We start from the raw sequence: 23,830 nt of genomic DNA, 5'->3' as shown, positions 1-23,830 counted from the left end.
CAGAGCGTCGCCCTGCCCGACTTTGGGACACGATGAAGCGAGCTATCTGGCGCGGACCAGGCTGTGCAGCCAGCTTTTGCCGAAAAGCATCAGGACCAATGCCGAATAGACCAGGACGGTCACGATGATGAGAACTCCCAGCGTCGCTTCGTCGCGGAGGCTGGTGAGGCCCGCAAACTGCTCCGCCGCAAGACGCGCGGTCCCCCACAGCACCGCAGCGAGGACCACGCCGGTCAACGCGAATTTGCCCAGCGCCAGCAGGAACGCTCGATCGAATTCGAGATAGCCGGCCCGCATAGCGAAGAAGATGACCAGCAACAGATTGATCCAGGCTCCCGCCGCGCTAGCAAGCGCGAGGCCGATCTGCGCCAGAGGTCCCATCAGCAGAATCTTCAGCGCGACGTTGACTGCGATACCGGTGAGCGCGGCAATCATCGGCGTCGTGGTGTCCTTGCGCGCGTTGAAAGTTGCGACCGCACTGCGAATCATCACGAAAGGGATGAGCGCTATGGCATAGGCGGCGAGCGTCGCCGCAGCGACGGCAGCATCGGCCTTGGTGAAGGCCCCGCGGGCAAACATCGCGCGCATGATGACATCGGGCACCACGAGGAATGCAGCGACGAAGGGCAGCGAGAACAACAGCGTGAACAGGAAGGCGCGGCGCTGCGCGCCCATGGCGCCGACGTGATCGTCTGCCGCCATCCGCCGCGACATTTCCGGCAAGAGCACCGTGCCGATGGCGATGCCGATCACCCCGATCGGCAACTGGTTGAGACGGTCGGCATAATACAGCGCCGACAGCGCGCCGACCGGCAGGAAGGTCGCGATGATGGTGTCGGCAAACAATGCGACTTGCGTGCCCATTGAGCCGAGCGTGGCCGGGCCGAGCGCGCGGAAGAAGCCGCGCACGTCCTCGTCGAGGCGCAGCGGCGCGAAACGCGGTAGCCCGCCATGGCGCTGCAAGTCTCCGGCGAGCAGGAAATATTGCAGAAAGCCCGAAATCAACACGCCCCAGGCCGCGGCGTGACCTGCACTCGGAAAGAACGCAGCCAGCGCCAGCGTCGCCATCATGGAGATATTGAGGAAGATCGAGGCCGCCGCGGCACTGGCAAAGCGCTGCATGACGTTCAGCATGCCACCATAGAGCGTCACCAGCGTGATCAGCAGCAGATAGGGAAAAGTGATGCGTGTCAGCTCGATGGCGAGATGACGCTGCGCGGGATCATCGGTGAAGCCCGGCGCCAGGATGCTCATGGCCTGCGGCATGAACAGAATGGCCAGGATGAGCAGCACGACCTGTGATGCAAACAGCAGCGTGAAGATGCGATCGGCGAACAAATGTGCCGATGCCGGCCCGCCCTTTCCCGTCACATGGGCATAGGCCGGGACGAAAGCGGCATTGAACGCGCCTTCGGCGAAAATGGCGCGGAAGTGATTGGGCAGTCGCAGCGCCACGAAGAAGGCGTCGGCCACCGGCCCGGCGCCAAGGATCGCCGCGAGCATGATGTCGCGCGCGAAGCCAGTGATCCGCGAGAGCAGCGTATATCCGCCGACGGTGAAAATGCGTCCCAGCATCAGCCGCTTCTACAGCATGAAACGGCGGTGCAAAATGCTCAACTTAGGTCGCCAACGCGTCGCGCACAGCCTGGATGACGCGGTCCTGGGTAGCCTCGTCGAGATAGGCATGCACCGGCAAGCTGATGACGTCGGCTGACAGCGCCTCGCAGACCGGCAAGCCGCCATCGACAACCGGATAGTCCCTATAGGCGGTCTGCATATGCATCGACTTCGCGTAATAGATCGCGGTCGGCACGCCCTGCGCCTTCAGCGCATTGGCAAAGGCGTCGCGGTCGGTGCCCTTCGGCAGGCGGATTACGTAGCAGGCCCAGATCGACGTATTGCCTTCGGCGACACGCGGCACGGTGACGAGGTTACCGAGGCTGCGGGCGTAGCGGTCGGCTACTTTGTTGCGGGCGGCGATTTCGTCGTCGAAGATCTTCAGCTTTTCCAGCAGCACCGCGGCCTGGATGGTGTCGAGGCGGCCAGTGATGCCCAGACGGACATTGTCGTATTTGTCGGAGCCCTGGCCATGGATGCGGATGCTGCGCAGGTCCTCGGCGAGCTGGTCGTCATCGGTGAAAATGGCACCGCCGTCGCCAAAGCAGCCGAGCGGCTTGGCCGGAAAGAAGCTGGTGGTGGTGGCCAGCGCCGACGTGCCGATACGCTTGCCCTTATAGGTCGCACCGAAGGCCTGCGCGGCGTCTTCCAGCACGAACATCCCCTCGGCCTCGGCAATCGCGGAGATCGCATCGAGATCGGCCGGCTGGCCGAACAGATCGACCGGGATGATCGCCCTTGGCTTAAGGCCGGCCTTTTTGGCGGTGGCGATGCCGCGCTTCACGGACTCAGGGTTGATGTTGAAAGTGACTTCATCGACTTCGACAAACACAGGCGACGCGCCGACCAGTGCCACGGCCTCGCCGGTGGCGCAGAAGGTGAAGGACGGGCACAGCACGGCATCGCCCGGGCCGACCTTCTTAGCCATCAGCACCATCATCAGCGCATCGGTGCCGCTGGCGCAGCTGATCACATGCTTGGCGCCGCAATATTTGGCGAGTTCTGCTTCGAGCCTGGCGACTTCCGGACCATTGATAAACTGGCAGTGATTGAGCACGCGGGTGACCGCCTCGTCGATCGATGTGCCGAGCCGCTGACGCTGCGCATTGAGGTCGATGAAGGGAACGGGGTCGATGCGGGTGTGCTGGTTCATGATGCCTGGCCTGCAGAATGTCGTGTTGAAGTCTGGATATTGGACGCCGGCGCATGCTTGCGCCGGGCCGCGCTTGCGTCAGCCAACCACCTTGCGGGGCGCCGGACGTGATGCTGTGGCTGCGCGCTTCTTTGGCGCTTCAAGGCACTGGATCGCGATTTCGAGGGAAGCGACGCCCTCCTCGCCGGTCACCGCCGGCACACCGCCGGTGCGCACGGCATCGAGAAACGCCATCAATTCGGCGCGCAACGGCTCGTCCTGCCCGACCGGTAGATGACGCATCGAATAACTGCCATCGGTCTTGAAGCCGAAACATTCGGTGACCTGCCGCGTCAGCAGATCGCCCATCACATATTTGCCGCGCGTTGCGACCGTGACGGTGCGCGCCTTGAACGGCGTCAGCCAGTTGGTGTTGATATGAGCGAGTACGCCGGATGCCGTGCGGAACTGCAGCAGCGCGATGTCTTCGCGCTCGGCGACGGCGGAAGCCAGCTGCGGCTGAACCTCGACGATGTCGCTCTCGGTGAACCAGCGGATCAGGTCGATGTCATGCACGGCGAGATCGATGACAACGCCGACATTGGACATGCGCGGCGGGAACGGGCCGACGCGCGTGATGCCGATCGACAGAATGTCCTCGCCCTCGATCGCCTTCTTGATGGCGGCGACGGCGGGGTTGAAACGCTCCACATGGCCGATCATCAGAGTCACGCCAGCCTTTTGCGCGGCCTCGACGATCTCGCGTCCCTCTTCCACGGTGGACGCAATCGGCTTCTCGACGAGCACGTGAATGCCCTTGGCGATGCAGGCCAGCGCGACTTCGTGATGCAAGTGAGTGGGCGCTGCGATGGTCACGGCATCGACGCCAGCGGCCAGCAGTGCGTCCAGATCGGCAAAGGTCTTGCAGCCGATCAGTTTCTCGGCGCGGGTGCGATGTTCGAGCATGGGATCGACGATGCCGACCATCTCGATGCCGGGCAGCCCGGCCAGCACGCGGCCATGATTGGTGCCCATGACACCTGCGCCCACGACGCCAACCCGCAGCGTGCGCACCGCATCCTTCGCTGCGGAAGTTTCTTTCGACACCATTCAACAAACCTCAGAATTCTTAAGAGCCGGCGCGGCGATTCACCATACTGGCGCCGTGGGTTCTCCTAGCATGCCCGCCACAGATGTGGCGATTGCCCCGCGGAGCTACCCAAACACGTTTTGATTCAAAGAATTACACCAAACCGTGAGACCGGCCAACCGCCCCTCATCGATCCGGCCCACGGGCGCCCGATCCATTGATATGACAGCACTTTTGCTGCATCCTTTGGATGTCGCGACGCGCCGTTATCACCACCCATCGAGAGAAATTCCATGTTTCGCAAGCCGGTCGCCGCGCTGAGTCTCGTCATAAGCACTCTGGCGGGGACCGGTGCCGGAACCGCCGTCTGGGCGCAGACGCCCTCGCCAGCGCCGCCTGCCGCCACACCATCTGTCGTCGAGCGGACCGCCAAGGGCCCGACCGCGCGCAACTTCCAGGTCGGCGTTTATCTCAACGTCCAGCCCGACTGCACCTCGGGCACCCTGCCCGCTTTGCGCATGGTCACCCCACCTGCGAACGGCACCGTCAGCATCAAGCGCGGCAAGGTGAGCGCCACCAACTACAAGCAGTGCCTCGCCCTCGAAGTACCGGGGTTCATCGCCTTCTATCAATCGAAGGCGGACTTCGTCGGCAGTGATGAAGTGACCATCGAGGTGAAGTATCCGGCCGGGCGCACGGAGGTTCAGCGGATCAGGATCGATGTGGGCGGGAGTGGCGGAGGTGTGCCCACGGGGCCGAAGACACCGCAAGGGCAGAAGATTTAGGCGCGCCAAAGAGTTCAACCATACGTAACCAAATGAAAAGCCCCCGATGATCGGGGGCTTTTGCAATTCGTTGAAGCGACACGGCCGGGATCGCCGGCCGCGTCGGCGATCAGACAGTCATCGTGTGATCTGTGCTCTTGAACACCATGTTCACGATATCAGCATTGCTGGTGCCATAGCCGACCAGCGTTGCGACATCATGCGTGTTGCCGGAGAAATTGCCAGCACCGGTCGTGTCGACCTGCACGAGGACATTGCCTCCGTTCTGCGTCAGATGAACGTAATTATTGATGTTCGATCCATCCGCCTGCACGCCAGCAATGCTATCGAGCAAGCCCGATATGTCGATCTTGTCACCTTCGCCATTGCTGAAGTCGAGGATGCTATCGACATTCGACGCGCCGGTTTCAGCGAACTTGAAGGTATCGGCACCGGAGCCGCCGGACAGCGTGTCGTTACCGATGCCGCCAATGATCGTGTCGTTGCCGCCACCGCCATAGATGGTGTCATTCGAGGTCGAACCGGTCAGCGTATCGGCGAAAGCAGAGCCGATGACACCTTCCATGTTCTTGTAGGTGTCGGTCCCCAGCCCCACAGCCGACAGGTTGACGGAGGTGTTGCTGCTGCTCTGTGTCAACGTGAGCGTAATGCCTGCGGTCGCATCGGAGAAGTCGAGCAAATCGACGCCTGCTCCACCGTCGATGCTGTCGTTCCCGCCGCCACCGCGGATCATATCGTCACCGGCGCCGCCGATGATACTATCAGCAGACGTGCCGCCAAGGATGTTCAGATGAGCCGATGCCCCAACTCCCGATGCGTTCAGCGTGAGCTGAAGTGATGTGTGCGCATCGACCGTCAGTGTACCGTTACCGATCGCTGTGGTCGCGTTGCTACCGAGCGTCACGTTGTCGAGGAGTCCGGCGCCGAGCAACAAGGTTTCAACACCACTAACATGCGTGAAGGCTGCATCGACGACAACAGGTGTGTCGGTAATCTGGATCGTATCGTTCCCCGCGCCGAGATTGAACGTCTCGTTCGCGTTGAAGTGTGCGCTAAGCAGCTTGACGGTATCGTCACCGGCGCCGCCGATCACGTTCAGATGCGACGTGAGCGCGAAGAAGCTTGACGTTGCATCAACCGTCAGGCCGTGTCCCGATCCAGCCGCACTGGCATCAATGGTCAAGGTCTTTGCTGTCAGGCCGTTGATTTCGGTATTTGCATTGTTCCCGAGCGTGATGCTGTTGGTGAAATCGCCCAGCACTATCTGTTCTATGTTTGACTTGTTGACGAACATGTTGTCCGTAACCGTCGCAGCGTCAGTAATCTGGATGGTGTCGGCTCCGAGCCCGCCGTTGATTGTATCGTTGTTGTCGAGATTTGCGCTGGTGTAACGGAACGTATCGTTGCCGGAGCCGCCAAGCAGATTGTCAGCACCGGAGCCAGCGATCACGATGATGTTCTGCGTATACAGGGCAGCGCCCGCTCCCTCCGTGAGGGTCAGATTTCCCGTCAAGCCGCCATGATCGATGGTGATACCGGTCATGAATGCATCGTTCTTCGCATTCGCACCGAGGGCGACCGAGTAGTTGCCCGCTGCACTGAGTTTGAGGACGTCAAATCCGATGGTGCTGCTGAAGAGGCCATCGGTAATCGAGCCCGCGCTGGTAATTTCGATCGTATCGATCCCACTGCCGCCAGTGAGAGCGTCATTGCTCTTCAGGGTCGTACCGGCGACGCCCTTCACCGTGTTCGCTCCCGCGGTGAAAAGAACAGTGTCATTGCCGTTCGTCAGCGTCACCGGCGATGAATATTTGGTCATGTCGATTTCGGCGTACGCAACACCCGTATCCGTGCCACCGTTGGCCGTGCCGTCGCCATCAATCAAGGTGAAGCTGATGCCGTCCCGGACCCCGGAGAAATTGGCACCGAGCGTCGACGAGTAGTAGATGTCCTGGATCAGAGCCTGAACCGCCGCGAGGCTGATGTTGCCGTTCGGATCGAAGGTGACGGTCAAAATCAGATTTTGAGCGCCGTTTGGAAAATTAATCGGGTCGGCGACAGCCTGCGCGAAGGAGAAAGTGCCGATCACGACACCACCGTAAGTAACGTTGCTGCCGCTCACGCCGATCTGGCCGGCACCGGTGCCGATGTTTTTGATCAGCAGGCTTTCCTTGCTGTAGTCCCAACCCGACAACGCGACCTTCAGCTGGCCGCCATTGAAGTTGGTGGTATCGACATCCGAGACCGTTGCGTTGGGCGCAATCGCAACCGCCGCGCCGCCAAGCAGAAACTCCGTCGCATTGCCGGCCTTGATGACCGGCGCATCGTTGACGCCGTTGAGCGTGACGTTGACCTGCTGGGTTGTGACTCCGCCGTGCTGGTCGTCGATCTGAACGAGATACGACTGCACCATCTGGCCGGCAGGAAGCGCCTGGAGAGCCGCCTCGGTGGCCGTGAGGGTCCAGTTGATGTTGCCCGTCACGCCGCCGTTCGAGTCTGCCGTCGGGTTGACGGCGAAGGTGCCGATGTAGTTGCCGCCGACAGGGGTGAAGCCGACCGTGTGGGTGTCGGTTGAATTGGAGTCCGTGTACTTGATTGACCCCGACGTCGTGACGTCGCTCGCCACTGCTTTGAGCGACACATCGTCAACGGCCCAGCTGTCCCACTGATTTGTTGCCGCAATACTCAGCGACATCGACGTGCTGGTCGCAACTACGTCGAACGTGTACTGCACCATACCGTACGAACCGACCGTCGAACCCTGCGGGCTAATCGACGTGAACGGCGCATTCGTGAGGCTCGACCCGGCTACGGCACTGCCGCCCCAGTTCACGACGAAGCTGTTTGCGCTCGGCGCAAAGTTGAGTTGGCTGCCGGCGCCGTAGCCGTTTTCTGACGTGATCCAGTAGCTCAGCGTATAATGCTGCCCCACGACCAGATTGTTGATCGTCTGGCTCAATGAGCCATTGAAAATCGATCCGCCGAAGCTACCGCTGTGCGCATAGTCGGTTCCGCCATACGACACCCCTGCCCCGCCCTTAGTCCAGCCGCTCGTGCTGCCGCCGTTGTTCTCGAAGCCAGGATTGATAACCAGATTGCTGCCCGGAGAAGTCGAATCCTCCGTAGCGGTGCCGATGACCGTGCTGGACGCCAGTGTAACGGTCGGCAGCGCGTTGCCGGAGGTAACATGCACGGTGGTCGTTGCGACGGCGGAACTCAGGCTGCCATCGCTCACCGTCGTAGTGATGTGGCGATCCGCGGTGCTCGAGCCGGTGCTCAAGAACGTGATGGACTCGATCGCCGACTCATAGTTGGCAAGCGACGCAGAACCACCCAGCGTGACGATGATCTTGCCGCCCACCGAGGTATCGATGGTATGCGTGGTGATGCCCAGGCTGTCGAGCAGCGCCGTGTTCAGGTTGAGCGCATCACCGGTCTGCTGGTCAGTCAGCGTGATCGTCGCCGCCGACATAGTGGTGTTGTCAACGTCGGTCAGCTTGGAGTCGCCGTCGGCGATCGCCTTGGCCGTTGCGCCCACAGTGTAGCTGGTCTGGTAATCGACGCCGGTCTTCAGAGAGCTGTTGTCGGCATCAAGATCGAAGACCGGTGTATCGTTCACCGGCGAGACCGTCAGGGTGAAGGTGCTGGTCGCACTCGCTTCGCCGTCGGAGGCGGCGACCCTGACGTCAACCGAGCCGTTGAAATCCTGCGGCGGCGTGCCGCTGAACGTGCCGGTCAACGCATTGAATGTCAGCCACGTCGGCAGCGGATTGAAGTCAGAGAGTGTCGCCGACAGCGTCAGCGGGTTGGCGGTCCCATCGAAGCGACCGTCCACGTCGGCGAAGGTGTTCGCCGGGATGGTGAAGTTGATCGCCTGATCCTCCGGCGAAGACTGGTTCGCCAGCGCATTCGCCACCGTCGGCGCATCGTTGTTGCCGAGGATCTGAACCGCGATGGTCTGCGGCGTGCCATCCTGCGCATAGACGGTGAAGCTGTCCGTCAGGGTCGCCTGATTTTCCTTCAGCGCCTGGATGGTCGGATTGTTGTCATACAGCCCGTAGGTCCATTTGCCGGCACTATCGATAGAATACCAGCCGTAACCGCTGGCGGTGTTGGAAGACGCCGTCTGCCAGACATCGTTCCCACCATCGCGGTCGGTATAATTGAGGTCACCGCGCGCGATGCCGTTGACCGGGTCGCTCTGGGCGTTGTCGATCCCGCCGAGCTCGCGAATGGTGCCCGTGGTGTCGCCGGTGACCGTGAACGTATCGTTGCCGCCGGTGATGTGGAACGTCAGGAAACCGCCGTGGGCACTGTTGCCGTCCGACGCGCCGTACTTGAACACGTCGGTGGCGGTGACGCCAGCGGCGAGCGCATCGTAGGCCGCGTTCGGCGTATAGGTGTAGGTGCCGTCCGTATTGATTGTGAGATCGCCATAGACGCCGTGCGCGACCGTCGTGGCGCCGTTGAGATAGGTCGGGCCTGACTGCGCGTCGGGCCGGATCGTGATCACCGTGAGCGGGTCGTTCTCCGCGTCGTGATCGTTGGCCAGAACACTGCCGGCAAACGTTTTTACCGTACCCGCGTCGATAACCGCGGTATCGGTCAGGTTCTGATCGTCGTTGACCGGGACCGGCGTATCGTTGACGCCGGTGAGGTGGATCGTCAGATATTGCGCGGCCTCGCCGCCGTTCCCGTCCATCGCAACATACTTGAAGACGTCGGTCTTCTGGACGCCGTCCGCCAGCGCATCGAAGGCGGCATTCGCCGTATAGGTATAGCTGCCGTCCGAATGCATCACGAGATCGCCGTAGATACCATGCGAAGTCACATTGCCGCCCGGAGCGATGGCGATGGGACTTTCATCGGTCGGGACGCCGTTCGCCGCCCGGATGGTCTTGACGCTGAGCGTGTCGCCATCCACGTCGTGATCGTTGCTCAGGATATTTCCGGTCTTGCTCAGCAATCCAGCGTCCGCACTCGCTGTTTCGATGAGCGTCGCATCGTCCGCCGTCAGCACCGGCAGATCGTTCACCGCATTGACCGTCACGGCGATCGTGCCCGTCGAAGTCGCGGTATCGGTTACAAGACCGGTGGTGAGCGTGGCGTGATCGACGACCGTCACGCTGACACCGAGGTTGAACGCGCCATTGTAGTTGTTGGGCGGGGTCATGGTCAGATGTGCCAGGTCGATCCCGGCGGGATTATCGATCACCCAGACGCTGCCCTGCAGCGAGCCCTGATTGAAGGTCGCGCCGGCGGGATAGCCGCTGAGTTCGATATGGGTGGCCTTCTCCGAACCGTCGGTATCGCCCAAGGCAATGTGGATGGCAAAGGTGTTGTCTTCGTTGCCGCCCGACGCCGACAGCACCGCGGCATCGGCGATGGGACGAACGTTGATCGTCACGGTGGCCGGCGCCGTCCTGGACCCGTCGGAGACCTGATAGGTCAAGACTGAGTAGCCGCTCTCGTTCGCGACGGGGGTGTATGTCAGGTCGCCAGCGGGCGTGACCGACGTGGAACCGGCGGGGCCCCACGGATTACCGGTCACGAGGCCGACGCGCGTCAGGGCGTCGCCGTCCGGATCGCTGTCGTTGGCCAGCAGATGGGCGTTCGTCAGGACCTGGTCTTCGTCGATGAAGTAGACCTCGTTCTGCGTCACCGGTGCGTCGTTGCCACCATGGATGGTGATCGTCACCGTCTGGCTGGCGCTGCCGCCGTGAGCATCAGCCACGGTCGCGACGAAGTTCAACGTCACGACTTCGCCAACATGCAGCGCCTTCGTTGCAGCGAGGCCGTTGTCGAGATCGTAGCTCCACACACCGGTCGCCGGGTCGATCGACATCGTGCCGTATGGCGACGCTGTCGTGTTCAGCGACCAGGTCAGATGACCCGCGTCATTGGTGTCGACATCCGTGGCCGTGAGCTGGCCGCTGATGATCTGGTGCGTACCGCCCGGCAGCAGGCCATGCGCCGCGTCCCATTGCTGCGACGGAGATGCAAATGAATCCTCGTATCCGGCATAGTACGGCCGACCACTTAGACCCGCCGCCGCGATCTCCGCGATCAGCTGATCATGCAGCGCCACATCGGCAACACCGTTCGGCGGTCCGTTCGAGCCGCCGGCGCCACCGGGCAGGAACTTGTCGTCGATCGAGGCCTTATCGAGATTACCGAGCAGATTGTCGTGCATCGACTGCGCACGGTCCGGCAGGTTTGCATAGTCCGGGCCATCAGCTTCGTATTTCACGACCACGCCACTCAGCGGTGCGCCACCGTCCTGGATGTATTTGGCATATTCGATCGCAAGGCGAACACCGGCCGCATTGATGGCCGTATCGTAATAGCTGTAGTGATCGTCGACATAATCCCACACCGCAGCGATCGCATCGGCGAAGCCGGCGGCATGGCCAAGCGCAGCCTGCACGCCCATCAGAACCGCATGCATGTCGGCCGGCGTTGCCGCCAGCAGCGCACCGATTTGCGTGTCGATATTCTGATCAATCTCGAACTTGTGGTCCGCGGCGGTGGTCGCCGTCACCGCGTGGTCGAGGAAACCAGCGGCATAGATGTCGGCATGCGTCTGCAGCGGTGCCGAAGTGATGACCGGCGCGTCGTTCACGCCCTCCACCGTGAAGGTGAAGGTGCCCGGGACCGGCGTCGAGCCGTCCTGGTTGCCATCCTCAACAGTGACCTGGAAGGTCGTCGTCGAATCTTCCGAGCCGTCATGGGTGAACTTGATCAGGCCGGCGGCAAGCTCGGCGGCCGTGAATGACGTCGCCGGAGCGCCGCCATTCGTGATGGTGCCGTGCTGGACGTTCGATACGTGGAAGACGACCTCGGAGGCGGTGTTGTCCGGATCGGTGTAGCCGAGTTCGGCGGCCGTGAGGGTATGGATGCCGCCTTCGGTGACGGTTGCCGCAAGCGGACCCGCCAGCGACGGCGCATCGTTCATCGGCAGCACATGCACCGTTGCCGTGTGCGTGATGCTGTTATCCAGACCGTCATTGACAACCACGGTCACAGTGCGGTCGCCCGTGCTCGGGGCATCGCCGGTGTACTGATAGACAACACCGCGCATGATGGTCTGGTAGACGGCGTTGGACGCATCGCCGGTCACTGTGAGAACGCCGGTGGTCGCGTCATAGCCATAGGTAAGACCGGCCGCCGTCAGAGCGTTCGTCGCACTCGTATTGAACGAAAGGCCCTCGACACCGAGCCCATCCGGCTGCGTTGTCAACGTGACCTTCATCGAATGCATCGTCGTGGAATCGACGTCGGTAATAGTTGCGCTGCTCAAGATCCACTGCGGCAACTGCTCGACGGCGGTGACAGCGATGTCATTGCCTGCCGACGCAGCACCGTTCAGATCGACGACCGGCGCGTCATTGGTGCCATGGATCTTGATCTCGACCACATGGGTGTCCATGCCGCCGTGACCGTCCGAGACCTGGATCGTATAGCTGAGGACGGATTCCCAGCCATTGGGCAGGAAATCGAAGGCCTGGCCCTGCGAATTGAAGGTCCATGCAAGATCGCCGGCGGCACTGCCAGCCGGGGTCACGTCACCGGTTGCAACCGTCATGAAGGCCAGCAATTGCGCATTGGTGAAGTGCGATTCAATTCCAGAGCCCGATGCTGTCACCGACAACACGTTCGCGGTGACCGTGTCGGAGAGATCGACGTCTGTCACGCTCAGTGTGCCGTTGGCAGTCAGCCCGGCATTGGTTTCGGTCAGGAACACATGGTCGCTGTCGCCGCCATCAATCGAGATCACCGGCTTGTCGTTGCTGCCGACCAACGTGACCGTGATGTCGCGATAGGCCGACGAACCGTGCCCGTCGCTGACGAGGATGCGGAAGACCTCTTGCTTGGTCTCTCCAGCGCCAAGGAAATTCAGCTGTGCATCGGTGACGTGATACTGCCAATCGACGAAGCCATTGCCGTCATTCAACGTCTCTTCCGCGACCACTGCAGTCACGTATCCGATATAGCCCGTGCCCTGAGGCGTCACGGTCAGCGTATGGGTGTCGCCCTGATCGTCATAGATCCAGAAGCCGCCGCCGTTGTAGCCGCCGCCCGAGGAGCTGTCGTTAAAGCGCGTGCGATCTGCCGTCGATCCTGTTTGCGGATCGGTTTCCGCATATTCGGTCATCGTTCCGGTGTCGGGAAAACCTATCGAGGTCCCAACAGCATCATTGCTGCCGTGGATCGTGAACTGATAGATTCCGGTCTTGGTATCGCCATCCGAGTCCGTGACCGTGAACGGCACCGACAGGGTTGCGATCTCACCTTCGCTCAGGCCGTTGAAGCCCCAGCCCGGATTGACCGTCACCTTGCCCGTGACCGGATCGTAGGACATCGACGGCACGCCGAGCATGGTACCGGTCGGGGTGGAAATGGTGGCGTGTGCAGTGTCGAATGCCACAGAGCCCGGGCCATCGGCACCGAAGCGGTAGTTGGTCCCGCTGACCAGCGACACGACGGACGAGCCATCCTCGCCGATATCCGCGTGGAAGAGCGGCAGTGACGTCGACGACGCCTGAACCAGGCTGACATTCGCCAGATACGTGCCGGTATTGTCCGCGGCGTTGCCGACTTCCTTGAAGGTGACGGTGTTCGCACCGCCGGTCGCAATGAGGTCGAGCGTCTGGATGGCCATGGTCGAGCCCGGCGCATAGGTGCCAACGAGCTGCCCGTTCCAATAAACCTGGAGTCCCGAGGACGACGGATCGTACGTGCCGATCTCGAAGCTCAGCGTATAGTGCTGGCCGGCCGTCAGACCGTTGAGGGTCTGGGAGACTGCGATGTTGCCCGGCGATGCACCGAGGTCAACCATCGGTTCGCCATTCGACGTCACAACCCCGAAATAGCCGCTTGGGACGCGCTCGAGCTGAACACCGGTCTGGCCGGCTTCCGTACCGGTGATCTTCCAACCGGTAGCGCCCGTCGCCCAATCACCGTACGAGGCGTCATGCCAGGAGCTGCCGCCCGAGAAATCGCCGTTGGTGAGCAGGTTGGCCTGCGTCGCGTTGCCGATGATCACCGGCACGTCATCGCCGACAACGACGCGCAGATAGCTCTCCACATAGTCGCCGTCACCATCGGTGACGCGATAGCTAAGATTGAATCCTTCACCGAGTTCGCCGGCGCCATTCGGATGATGGATGGCCGCGAACTGCTCCACCTGATATTCGCCGGTGGTCGGATTGAGAGTGACCGTGAAGACCTTCACGTTCACGTTGTTCTGCAGTTGATAGACCTCAAAAACGTTGCCGTTGATAACGCTGGTATATCCACCGGTCGGCAGCGTCGCGCTGACCCACGACAGATGACCGTTGCTGTCCGCACCGAAGTTGTGGCTCAACGTACCCGACGCCGTTGCCGTATCGCCGGGCTCAGGATTGCCGTTGATCAGCGCATCGTCCTGTACGCCTGCGCGCTGAACTGTCGTCGCCGGAATGGTCGGGACCGAATCCGTCACGTTGATGTGGATCGCCTGATCCACATAGTCGCCGTCCCCGTCGGTCGCGCGCACCGTGAAGCCGAGATCGAGCGTGTTCGAATTCGCCGCGTGATCGAGGTTCTGGAACAGCGTGAAGATATAGGTCGGGTTCGAGGGCGAGCTGAGCGCCACGATGAAGACCGGATTGTCGACCGTGTCGCCATGCTTGAAGGCGACGAGCTGCTTCTCGCCATACTGGGTGGTCCGCAGCACGTAGTCGAGCGCCACGCCGTCCGATGTCAGACCGGCCGGATGCACAGGCTGGCCATTGCTGTCGGTCGCAAAGTCGAGATGCGCGCCGACCTTGTCACCGCCGATCGTGATCTTCAGGCTGCCATAGGCCACCTGCGCCAGGGGCGTGCTGGTCTCGTCGACTGTCACAGTCGCCGCAGCACCAGCCAGGACGGGAGCATCGTCGGTCACGGTCACGATGAGCTGATCGTGCAATGCAACGGTATCGCCGTCGCCATCGCGAACGGTAACCGCCGAAGAAAGATCGAGCGCAAGCGTATCTGTTCCGCCGGTAACGGCGATGTCCTGATGACCCGAATTTACCGTCGTCTGCCCGCTCGGGGCACCCGGTCCGGTCAACTCGAAGTGCACGTTGGGAGGCGTCGAGATTTGTCCAACGTTGATAAAGATCGTCGTGTTCGCAGCGATCGACAGCGGATAATCGGTGCCGCCGGACGTGTTATCCAGGACCCAGTTAACCGCCGTGTTTCCGCTGTTCGTGATGCTGATGATGACATCGCCGTCTGGCAGGCGGCCTTCAAAAGCACGAGGATTGCCGTTGATCGCCGCAACCGCATAGATTTCGCCCGGCTGATCGATCGCTGCGACCGGAATCGAGGCGTTGTCGATCACGTAATTCGCAACGTGATCAATTTGCCCCTTGAGCGTGAACGTATAAGCGCCGGTCGAGGCATTGACCGCGAAGGTGAATATCTGGTTCGAACCAGCCCAAGCGATGAGCGTGTTTCCGACGACCGTATAGGTCAGCGCAACACCGCCGGAAGTCAGTGAAGTCAGTGACGCCGACAGGCCCGTGGTCTCCACCACAAAGGTACCGGGCGAATCCGCTCCCATTGAAACCAGTGACGACAGATTCCCGACGAGGATCGAATCGTCGGTACCTGCATCACCATTCTTGTTATCGGCGTTTCCGGCCTGCGTGCCGGTCGACAGATCGCCGGTAGCGGTGCTCAGTTCGCTTTCATAGACCGCTCCCGTAAGCACGGCAGCAGTCGCGGTCGGAGCGTCGTCATCGACGGTGACCGTGAAGTGTCCGTTCGCCTTGTCGCCGTCACCATCCTTGGCGGTGAAATTGAACGTGAAGACGAGATCGTCGTCCTGACCCGCGATCGGATGATCGAGGTTTGCATTCTGAGTGAACGTGTAGGAGCCGTTTGCCGCGGCGCTCGAAAGAACAGCCGAGAATACCACCCTGGCATCGCTGAGCGACGTCGGCGCGGTTGCGCCCGTGTAGCCGATCAACGTCACGGCATCGATCATCGCATAGTGAACAGCCGCACCATTCGACGTCAGCGAAGCGGTAACATCGTTGCCATTGGCATCCTTGACAACGAGGTTGGCGAGTCCGTTCGAATGGTCGGTGAAGGTGACGGCGGCATCGACCACGATCGGGCCGCTGCTCGTATTCTGCGTGACGACCAAGTTGTCGGCCATCACGTAACCGTTGAAGCCGTTACCAGTATAGATCTCGAGCCTGTCGATCAGAACATTCGCGAACGGTGTACCCGCGGCATTGAAATGCGTGGGCGTGCCCGACGTGAGCGCTGCAACATTGGCCACGCTCAACGTATAGGTTGCGACGAGATTGTTGTTGGAATCGTAGCCCTTCAGAATGACGGTCGGTGTCGTTGCGGCACCCGACAGTCCCAGGTCGATCGCGTCCAGCTTGAACGGCAAGCTGTCATTGGCATTGATGATAATCGGATTGTTGATGCCGCCGAACACGATCCCCGAGGCAGATGGATGATTGACCGTGCCCTGGGTGACGATCAGATCGGCAGTCAGGTTGCTGTTGCCGCTGAACGTAAATGTCTGCGTCGACGTGCCGCCCGTAACGGTCGCCGCCTTACCGTCGGCGCCGAACGCAATCGCCAGCGAACCGGACGTGGTGCGCGTACCGTTGTCACCATGGGCAATCGTCAGGTCGCCCGGATAACCGTCGTCCTTGTTGCCGCCGGCCAGATTGCCTTCATCGACGAAGCCCGCCACGGCTGTCCCGAGGACGACGGTATCGTCGTTGACATTCACGGTGAGCGAGCCGGTCGCCGTATCGCCATCGCCGTCGGTGACGGTGATGTTGAAGGTCAGCGCCTTGTTGTCTTCCGTCGTGCTGTTGGTGGGATGGACGACCGGTGCGTTGACGGTGACGCTGTAGGAACCGTCGGCATTGATGACAAGCACGGCGGCCGAGCCGTAATGCGCGCTGGTTGCCGTCCAGGTGGTGACACCATTGGCGCCCACCACCGGCGAGCCCCAGGTCGCGGTCTCGGTCTGCGCGAAGCCATTGGCGTCCTTGTATATGACGCCGAAGGTTGCCGACGTCATCGCAACGGATTTCACGCCGTCTGCACCGGCAGTGAACAGGCTGCCGGCAGCGCCGGAGACCGTCTTCACGTCGGGGCTCACATCGCCCGACACATTTGCGGTGCTGGCCGGGAACAGCGACTGCGCTTCATCGTCAAGCGTCGTCGCGGCCGTCACGATGCCCTTCGACACCGGTGTGTCGTCATTGACGTTGACCGTCAGCGAGCCGGTGGCGGTGTCACCATCGCCGTCGGTGACCGTGAAGTTGAAGGTCAGCGCCTTGTTGTCTTCCGCAGTTCCGGGCGTTGCATGTGCGATCGGCGCGTTCACGGTCAGCGTGTACGAACCGTTCGCACCAATGACCAGAACAGCGGCAGAGCCGTAGTGGGTGCTGGTCGCCGTCCAGGTGGTGGCGCCATTGGCGCCCACGACGGGCGAGCCCCAGGTAGCGGTCTCGGTCAGGGCGAAGCCGTTGGCATCCTTGTAGACAACGCTGAAGGTCCCGGATGTCATTGCGACCGATTTGAAGCCATCAGCACCCGCGGTGAACAGGCTGCCGGCAGCTCCCGACGTAGTGTTCGTATCCGGGCTCACATCGCCAGACGCACCTCCGGCATTGGTCGGCGTAAAGACCGTCTGCGCCTCGTCGTCGAGCGTCGTCGCGGCCGTCACGACACCCTGCGATACCGGCGTATCGTCATTGACGTTAACCGTCAGCGATCCGGTGGCTGGATCGTTATCGCCGTCGGTCACGGTGTAGTTGAAAGTCAGCGACAGGTTTTCTTCATTGGCTCCGGCCGTCGGATGCACCAATGGTCTGGAGGTTGTGAAGGTGTAAGAGCCGTTTGCGCCGATCGCCAGCGTTGCCACGGTGGCGCCACTGACGGCACCGATCGCGGTCCAGGTGGTCACGCCACCCGATACACTTGCCGATCCCCACGTGACGGATTCCTGGTGAGCAACGCCGTTGGCATCCTTGTAAATCGCACTGAATGCCGTCGTCGTCCCAAGCGTCACGCTCTTGAACCCGTCCGCGCCGGCCGAGAACACCGCACCGGCTGCGCCCGTTGCCGAGGTGGCATTGGTGACATCGCCGGCGCCGCCCGCGTTGCCGCCAGCAAATGCATCGTCGTCCAGCACCGTCGCCGCGGCTACCGCTCCCGTCGTAACTGGCGAATCGTCATTGACCGTAACGGTGAATGTCGATGCCGCTGTAACATCGCCATCGGCGTCCGTGGCCTGGTAGCCGAAACTGAGGGTGATATCGTTCTCGTTGTTACCTGCCGGGTGATCGAGATGCTTCAGCAGGTTGAAGGTATAGTTGCCCGAGGATAGATCGCTGAGCGAGACCGTGAACACCTGGCTGCCAGCCGATGGCGGCGTCGAGCCATTCACCGGGTTGCTGCCGGTGTAGCCATAAACCGTATTACCGACGACCCACAGTTTGACCTGCGCCCCATCGACGGTCAGAGGGCCGACATTGGACATCGCATTCTGGCCATCGCTGATGCCAGAGAACGCAACCGAGCGATCGGCCGCCCCGGAATTGTTGTTGTCAGCTCCCCAAGAGATAGCAAGCGATCCCATCGCTGACGTTGCGGCACCGGCGAGATCTCCGGTAGCAGGCTGCGTGTTGCCGCCCGTCAGACCGTCCTCATCGACCGAAACCGCCTGCGCCGTTCCGATAGACGGCCGGCCGTTATCATCGCTGATCGTAACCGTGAAGCTGCTGCTGTCGGTGTCACCGTCCGCATCCGTGGCGACGAAGCCAAGCTGCAGCGACAGTGCACTGCCCTGGCCAGATCCGACGTGATCCAGATTATCCAGCAGCTCGAAGGTGTAGGTACCGTTGCCCGTATCGGACAGCGTGATGTGGAACACCTTGCGATCGTTGATCGTCAGCGAGCCGCCGTTGTCGTTGGCCATGCCCCAGATCTCCGTATCGGAGATCCGCAGGAACTGCACGGTCACACCGTCTGACTTGAGCACGGGACTTCCGGAGCCCGTGGTGTGCACGCTGTCGCCGGAGTCGATGGATGACGAGAACGCGACCGAACGGTTTGCAGTGCCGCTGTTGTTGTCGTCCGCGCCCCAATTGATGTTCAGCGACTTGTTCAACGCAGTCTGGGGCACGAATTCCTCGCCCCCGCCCACAATGGTCGTATCTTCGGTCAACGTCGAAGCAACCGGTGCGCCTATTTCCGGCACGTCGTCGCGGATCGTCACGGTAAAGTTGCTGCTGCTGGTATCGCCGTCACCGTCAGTCGCGGTGTAGCTGAAGGTCAGGTTAACCGGATTGGTGCCGCTGCCGGTAGGATGATCGAGGTTACCGAGCAGCTTGAAGGTGTAGGAGCCATCATTGGCATCGCTGAGCGTCACTTCGAAAATGCGCGTGCCGCTTGCCAGGTTGGCGCCGATATAGCCGACCAGCTTCTGACCGTCGAATGCGTATTGAACCGTCTGGCCATCCGAGCGGAGCGTCAGGTTCTGGCCATTGCTGTTCTCTGCATCGACGTTGTCCGCCGCCGAGTTGAAGCGGAAGCCCACAGTGCGATCGCCGAGCCCGCCTCCGGCGGACGGATTCGCGTCATCCGCGCCCCAGGAGATGTTGAGATCACCGGTAGCGGTCAGACCGGGCGCATTCGGCGATGTGCCATTCGAGAGATCATTTTCATTGATGGTCCGGCCATCGCCGGTATGTGCCTCAGGCGCGTCATCCACGATGGAGACCACGAAATCGGCCGTCGCGGAGTCGCCGTCGGAATCGGTGGCCTTGATACCAAAAGATAGAGTCCGGCTGTCATCATTCTGCCCCGACGCAGCGTGATCGATATTGTCAAACAGCGTGAACTTGTAGCTGCCATCACCACTATCGGACAGTTCAACGGTGAACACCGTGCGAACGCCAGCCTTGGCAGTCAGTACCGTTCCGTCCGCCGAGATCGAATAGACGATCGCGGTGCCGTCCGACGTCAGACCCGTGGCCCCGGCTGCGGTCGTGAAGACGACCGAACGGTTGTTTGTTGCGCCCGAATTATTGTTATCTGCGCCCCAGTTGATGTTGAGATCACCGAGCTGAACGGTCGAGTTCGGCGCATCCGGGAATGTCGTGTCATAGAACGTGGTCGGCAGACTGTCTTCACGAACGGATTCGGACTCCGTGTTACCGATCGTCGGCACATCATCCTTGACCGTAACGCTGAACACGCTGCTGCTCTTGTCGCCGTCCGAGTCGGTGGCCGTATAGTCGAACGTGAATGTCAGCGTGTTCTGGCCATCGGCGGTCGGATGGTCGACATGTCCGAGCAGCGTGAACGTGTACGAGCCGGTGTTGTCATCGTCGAGAGAGACGACGAACACACGGTTGAAGAACGGGTTATTGCCGGTATAGGCGACGAGATCCTCGCCAATAATAGTATAGTGGACGGTTGCTCCGTCGGATGTCAGATTCACGAGATTATTATTGACATCGCGCACCGCGACGTTGTCCGCAGCCGCCGTGTGCTCGAACGACACGGAACGGTTGGCAACATTCCCGCCATCGTGATCGTCGGAGTTCCAGTCGATGTTCAGCCGGCCGCCGACCTGCAGGTCGAAGAAGTTCGGTGACGTCCCGCTCAGGAGATCGTCCTCGTCCACGCCGCGCGTGTCGCCCACGCCAGCCACCGGCACGTCGTCGGTCACATGAACGGTGAAGCTGGCCGGCGCCGTCGTGTCGCCGTCACTGTCGGTCGCCGTGAAGCCGAAGGTGAGCGCCAGGTCGTTCTTGGCGTTGCCTGAGGCATGATCGAGATTGTCGAGAAGCTTGAATGTATAGGTACCATTAGCCGTATCGGACAGCTGAACAGTGAAGACCGTCGTTCCACCTGCCTTGGCCGTCAGCAACTGGCCATTATCCGAGAAGCTATAGGTCAGCGTCGTCCCGTTCGATGTCAGATGCAGCGCGTTCAGGCTCGTCAGCGTCGCGGCGGTGAAGGCCACCGAACGATCGCTCGCCCCTGGTCCTGACACCTGGTTGTTGTCATCCGAATTCCAATCCACCGCGAGTGAGCCGGTTGCGGTCGCGGAAATGAATGCGTTCGACGACGACGGACTGGTGCTCTCGACGAGAGTCAGGACATCCGGGGTACCGATGCCCGGCGAGTCGTCGGTGACATTGACCGTAAAGGATGCAGGCGACGTGGTATCGCCGTCGCTATCAGTCGCCGTGAACGAGAATGTCAGCGGCACGCTGGCGCCATTTGCGCCGGCGTGGTCGAGATTGTCGAGCAGATTGAACGTGTAAGTACCGTTGCCGGTATCCGAGAGCTGCACAGTGAACACCGTGCGCGCGCCCGCTGTCGCTGTCAGCAACGTGCCATTGTCAGACAGCGTGTAGATGATCGTCTGGCCGTTGGAGGTCAGACCCGACGGCGCCGCGCTGGTGGTGAAGGCGACGCTACGATCATTCGTGCCACCTGCGTTGGCATCATCGGAATTCCAGTCAACATTCAGCGAGATGCCGTTCAAGGCCTTCGCGATGAATGCGTTGGAGCTCTCGGCTGATGTACTCTCGATGAGGGTTTCGCCAGCAATGGCGCCGGTCGTCGGCACGTCGTCGTTGATGTTGACGGTGAAGGACGAACCGACCGGGTCGCCATCGGCATCCGTCGCCGTGAAGTTGAAGCCGAGTGCGATCGACGCACCATTGGCTCCGACGTGGTCCAGGTTATCCTTCAGGGTGAAGGTGTAGGTGCCGCTATCGACGTCCGACAGCTTCACGGTGAAAACGACGCGTTCACCCGCCGAGGCAGTCAACAGCGTTCCGTTTTCCGACAGCACATAGGTGATGGCCTCACCATTCGAGGTGAGCCCGGAAGGCGCTGCGGCGGTCGTGAAAGCGACCTTGCGGTCGATCGACGCGCCGTTGTTGTTTACATCGTCGGCGCCCCAATTGATATTTAGCGAAACATTATCGAGCGAAGTCGACACAAAACCGTTCGTCGCACCGCTCTGCGTCTGCTCGGACAGTGTCCGGCTCTCGATTCCACCTGCCATCGGCACATCGTCGGTAATGTTGACCGTGAAATTCGCTGGAACCGTCGAGTCGCCATCGCTGTCGGTCGCAATGAAGCCAAATGTCAGCGCCTGGCTGCCTTCGGAGCTGCCCTGATGGTCCAGATTGTCCAGCAACGTGAAGTCGTAGCTGCCATTTCCGCTGTCGGACAACTGCACGGTAAAGATCGTACGCGCGCTATGGCCTTCGGTGGCAGCAGTCGTTGCCGTCAGCAAAGTGCCACCCGCGGAGATCGTGTAGATGATCGTCGCGCCGTCGGAGGTCAGACCGAGGTTTTCGAGAGCGGTTTGCGTCGCAGCGGTGAATGTGACCGAGCGATCATGCGCGCCGCCCGCAGCAGTCGGATTCTGATTATCCGAACGCCAATCGATGTGCAGCGATACGGCGCCCGTGTCCTTCGGCGTAAACGAACCGCCGACCACCAGCAAGGAGGACATGTCCCCGCCACCTTCGCTCGGCGGCGTTTCGCCGTTGCCTTCGCTCAGTGTGCTTGCGTCGGCCGGACCGGTCGCAACCGGCACCGTATCCGCGATCACCGCATGCAGCGTGCCGTTGACCGTATCGCCATCGCTGTCCGTCGCGGTGAAGTTGAAGGCCAGATCGATGTTCTGGAACGTGGCTGAACCATTGTCGTGATCCAGCGAACGATACTGGGTGACGACATAGCTGCCGCTATTACTGGCGTCGGACAGGGTCACAACAAAGACGACGTTGTTGGCAATCCCACCTTCGCCACCCTCGCCTTCACCGCTCGGCGTGCCGCTCTGCTGCAGGTCGGCGAGGCTGGTCGGCGCGGTCGCGCCTGTATAGGCAACCAGCACAGTGCCGTTTTCGAGCAGCACGTAGTGGACGATCTCGCCATGCGACGTCAGCGTACCGATGGCCGTTGCGCCGTCGCCGGTGGCCGTCACCTGCGTGTTGGCAAACACGACCGAGCGGTCGCCCGTTGCGCCAGTGGTCGCGGATACGCCGCCATCGACATGATCGTTGTAGCGATCGGCACCCCAGGAGATTCCCAGCGAGCCCGTCTGCGTCGCCGGATTGCCGGACAGCGGATCCGTCAGCGCGGCATCGGCAGGCGTGCCTATAACCGGCGTATCGTCGTTGATGCCGATCGGAATCGTGACGGCCACAGTGTCGCCACTACCATCCGTCGCGATCACGTTGATCGAGAGATTGATCGTGTCTTCGGTACCGCCGATCGGATGATCGAGCGGACGCAACAGGGTGAAGGTATAGTTGCCCTGCAGCGATGAAGCATCCAGGGACACCGTGAAGACCTGATTGGCGGCGACATTGAAATCGCCACCGACATAGCCGATCAGCACGGGCTGGCCGTTCACGGTGGTGAAAGCGAGCTGAACGGTCTGACCATCCGAGGTCAGGCCGGCGAGCGTCGGCTGATTGAGCGAGAACGCGAAGCTGCGATTCGAACCATCGGTACCGAAATCGACATTGAGCGAACCGGTCACGGACGTCGCGGTGCCGCCCGTGTCACCGGTGCCGCCGAGATTACCTTCCGCAAAACCGTCTTCGTTCAGCGTCACCGCCGTCACGCCGCCGGGAATCGGCGACGGGTTAGGCGTTCCATCGTCCAGATTGTCGAAGCCGCCGCCAGTGTCTTCGCCCGTCAGCAGCGCGAGACGCGCGCCCGAAGCACCGAGCGCGCCAACGGTCGCATCACCGAAATTCGCGCCGCCCGTCGGGCCACCGGCATTACCCGCTGCCGGCAGAACCGATTGATCTGTCGTGATCGGAAATGTCTGAGCGAACTGCTCGCCATTGAGCGTACGATCATTGCCCATGTCGAAAGCAAGATCGGTAAGCGGCCGACCAAGCGAGTCGAACACCGGATCGACAGTCACCGTCGACTGATTGTCGAACAGGATGATCAGCTTTTCACCGACCTTGACGAAGGTCAGCTTCTCGCTCGCGATATCAGCAAAATCGAGCTTGGTGTTCCCGTCGAGATGGACCGAAATCGCCTGCCCATTTTGCGGCTTCTCGAGCTTCAGGTTCTTCGGAGACGGCGGGGTCTGCGTGGTGGAACCGGCGAGCTGCGCGAGCAATACGGGAGCGTTCATGACTA

Annotated in this window: 5 protein-coding genes; 1 reads left to right on the top strand and 4 read right to left on the bottom strand. The window is 61.3% G+C overall.

What is annotated here, in order from left to right:
* Positions 1–42 precede the first annotated feature (42 nt).
* From murJ to SFY93_RS14935, 3 genes are all read right to left on the bottom strand, one after another.
* The gene (gene murJ / locus SFY93_RS14945; RefSeq protein ID WP_320443661.1) at positions 43–1,575 is read right to left on the bottom strand and encodes a murein biosynthesis integral membrane protein MurJ; all 1,533 of its coding nucleotides are present in this window, start codon (positions 1,573–1,575) and stop codon (positions 43–45) included.
* Positions 1,576–1,618: 43 nt separating this feature from the next.
* Positions 1,619–2,770 carry a DegT/DnrJ/EryC1/StrS family aminotransferase gene (locus SFY93_RS14940; protein WP_320443660.1) on the bottom strand — a complete coding sequence of 384 codons (1,152 nt, stop codon included), beginning with the start codon at positions 2,768–2,770 and terminating at the stop codon, positions 1,619–1,621.
* A 78-nt stretch (positions 2,771–2,848) separates the two neighbouring features.
* Positions 2,849–3,859, bottom strand: coding sequence for a Gfo/Idh/MocA family protein (locus SFY93_RS14935; protein ID WP_320443659.1), 1,011 nt, complete (start codon positions 3,857–3,859; stop codon positions 2,849–2,851).
* Positions 3,860–4,132: 273 nt separating this feature from the next.
* Between SFY93_RS14935 and SFY93_RS14930 the strand changes: the two genes are divergently transcribed.
* Positions 4,133–4,624, top strand: coding sequence for a hypothetical protein (locus SFY93_RS14930; RefSeq protein ID WP_320443658.1), 492 nt, complete (start codon positions 4,133–4,135; stop codon positions 4,622–4,624).
* Positions 4,625–4,733: 109 nt separating this feature from the next.
* Here the strand turns inward: SFY93_RS14930 and SFY93_RS14925 are convergent, their stop codons facing one another.
* Entirely contained in the window at positions 4,734–23,825 is a 19,092-nt protein-coding gene (locus SFY93_RS14925; RefSeq protein ID WP_320443657.1) for a T1SS-143 repeat domain-containing protein, read from the bottom strand.
* Positions 23,826–23,830 lie beyond the last annotated feature (5 nt).

This window comes from Tardiphaga sp. 42S5 (assembly GCF_034044155.1).
GTDB classification, from domain to species: Bacteria; Pseudomonadota; Alphaproteobacteria; order Rhizobiales; family Xanthobacteraceae; genus Tardiphaga; species Tardiphaga robiniae.
Note: the sequence above shows the minus strand (reverse complement) of the source record. Positions and strands in the feature narration are given on the sequence as shown.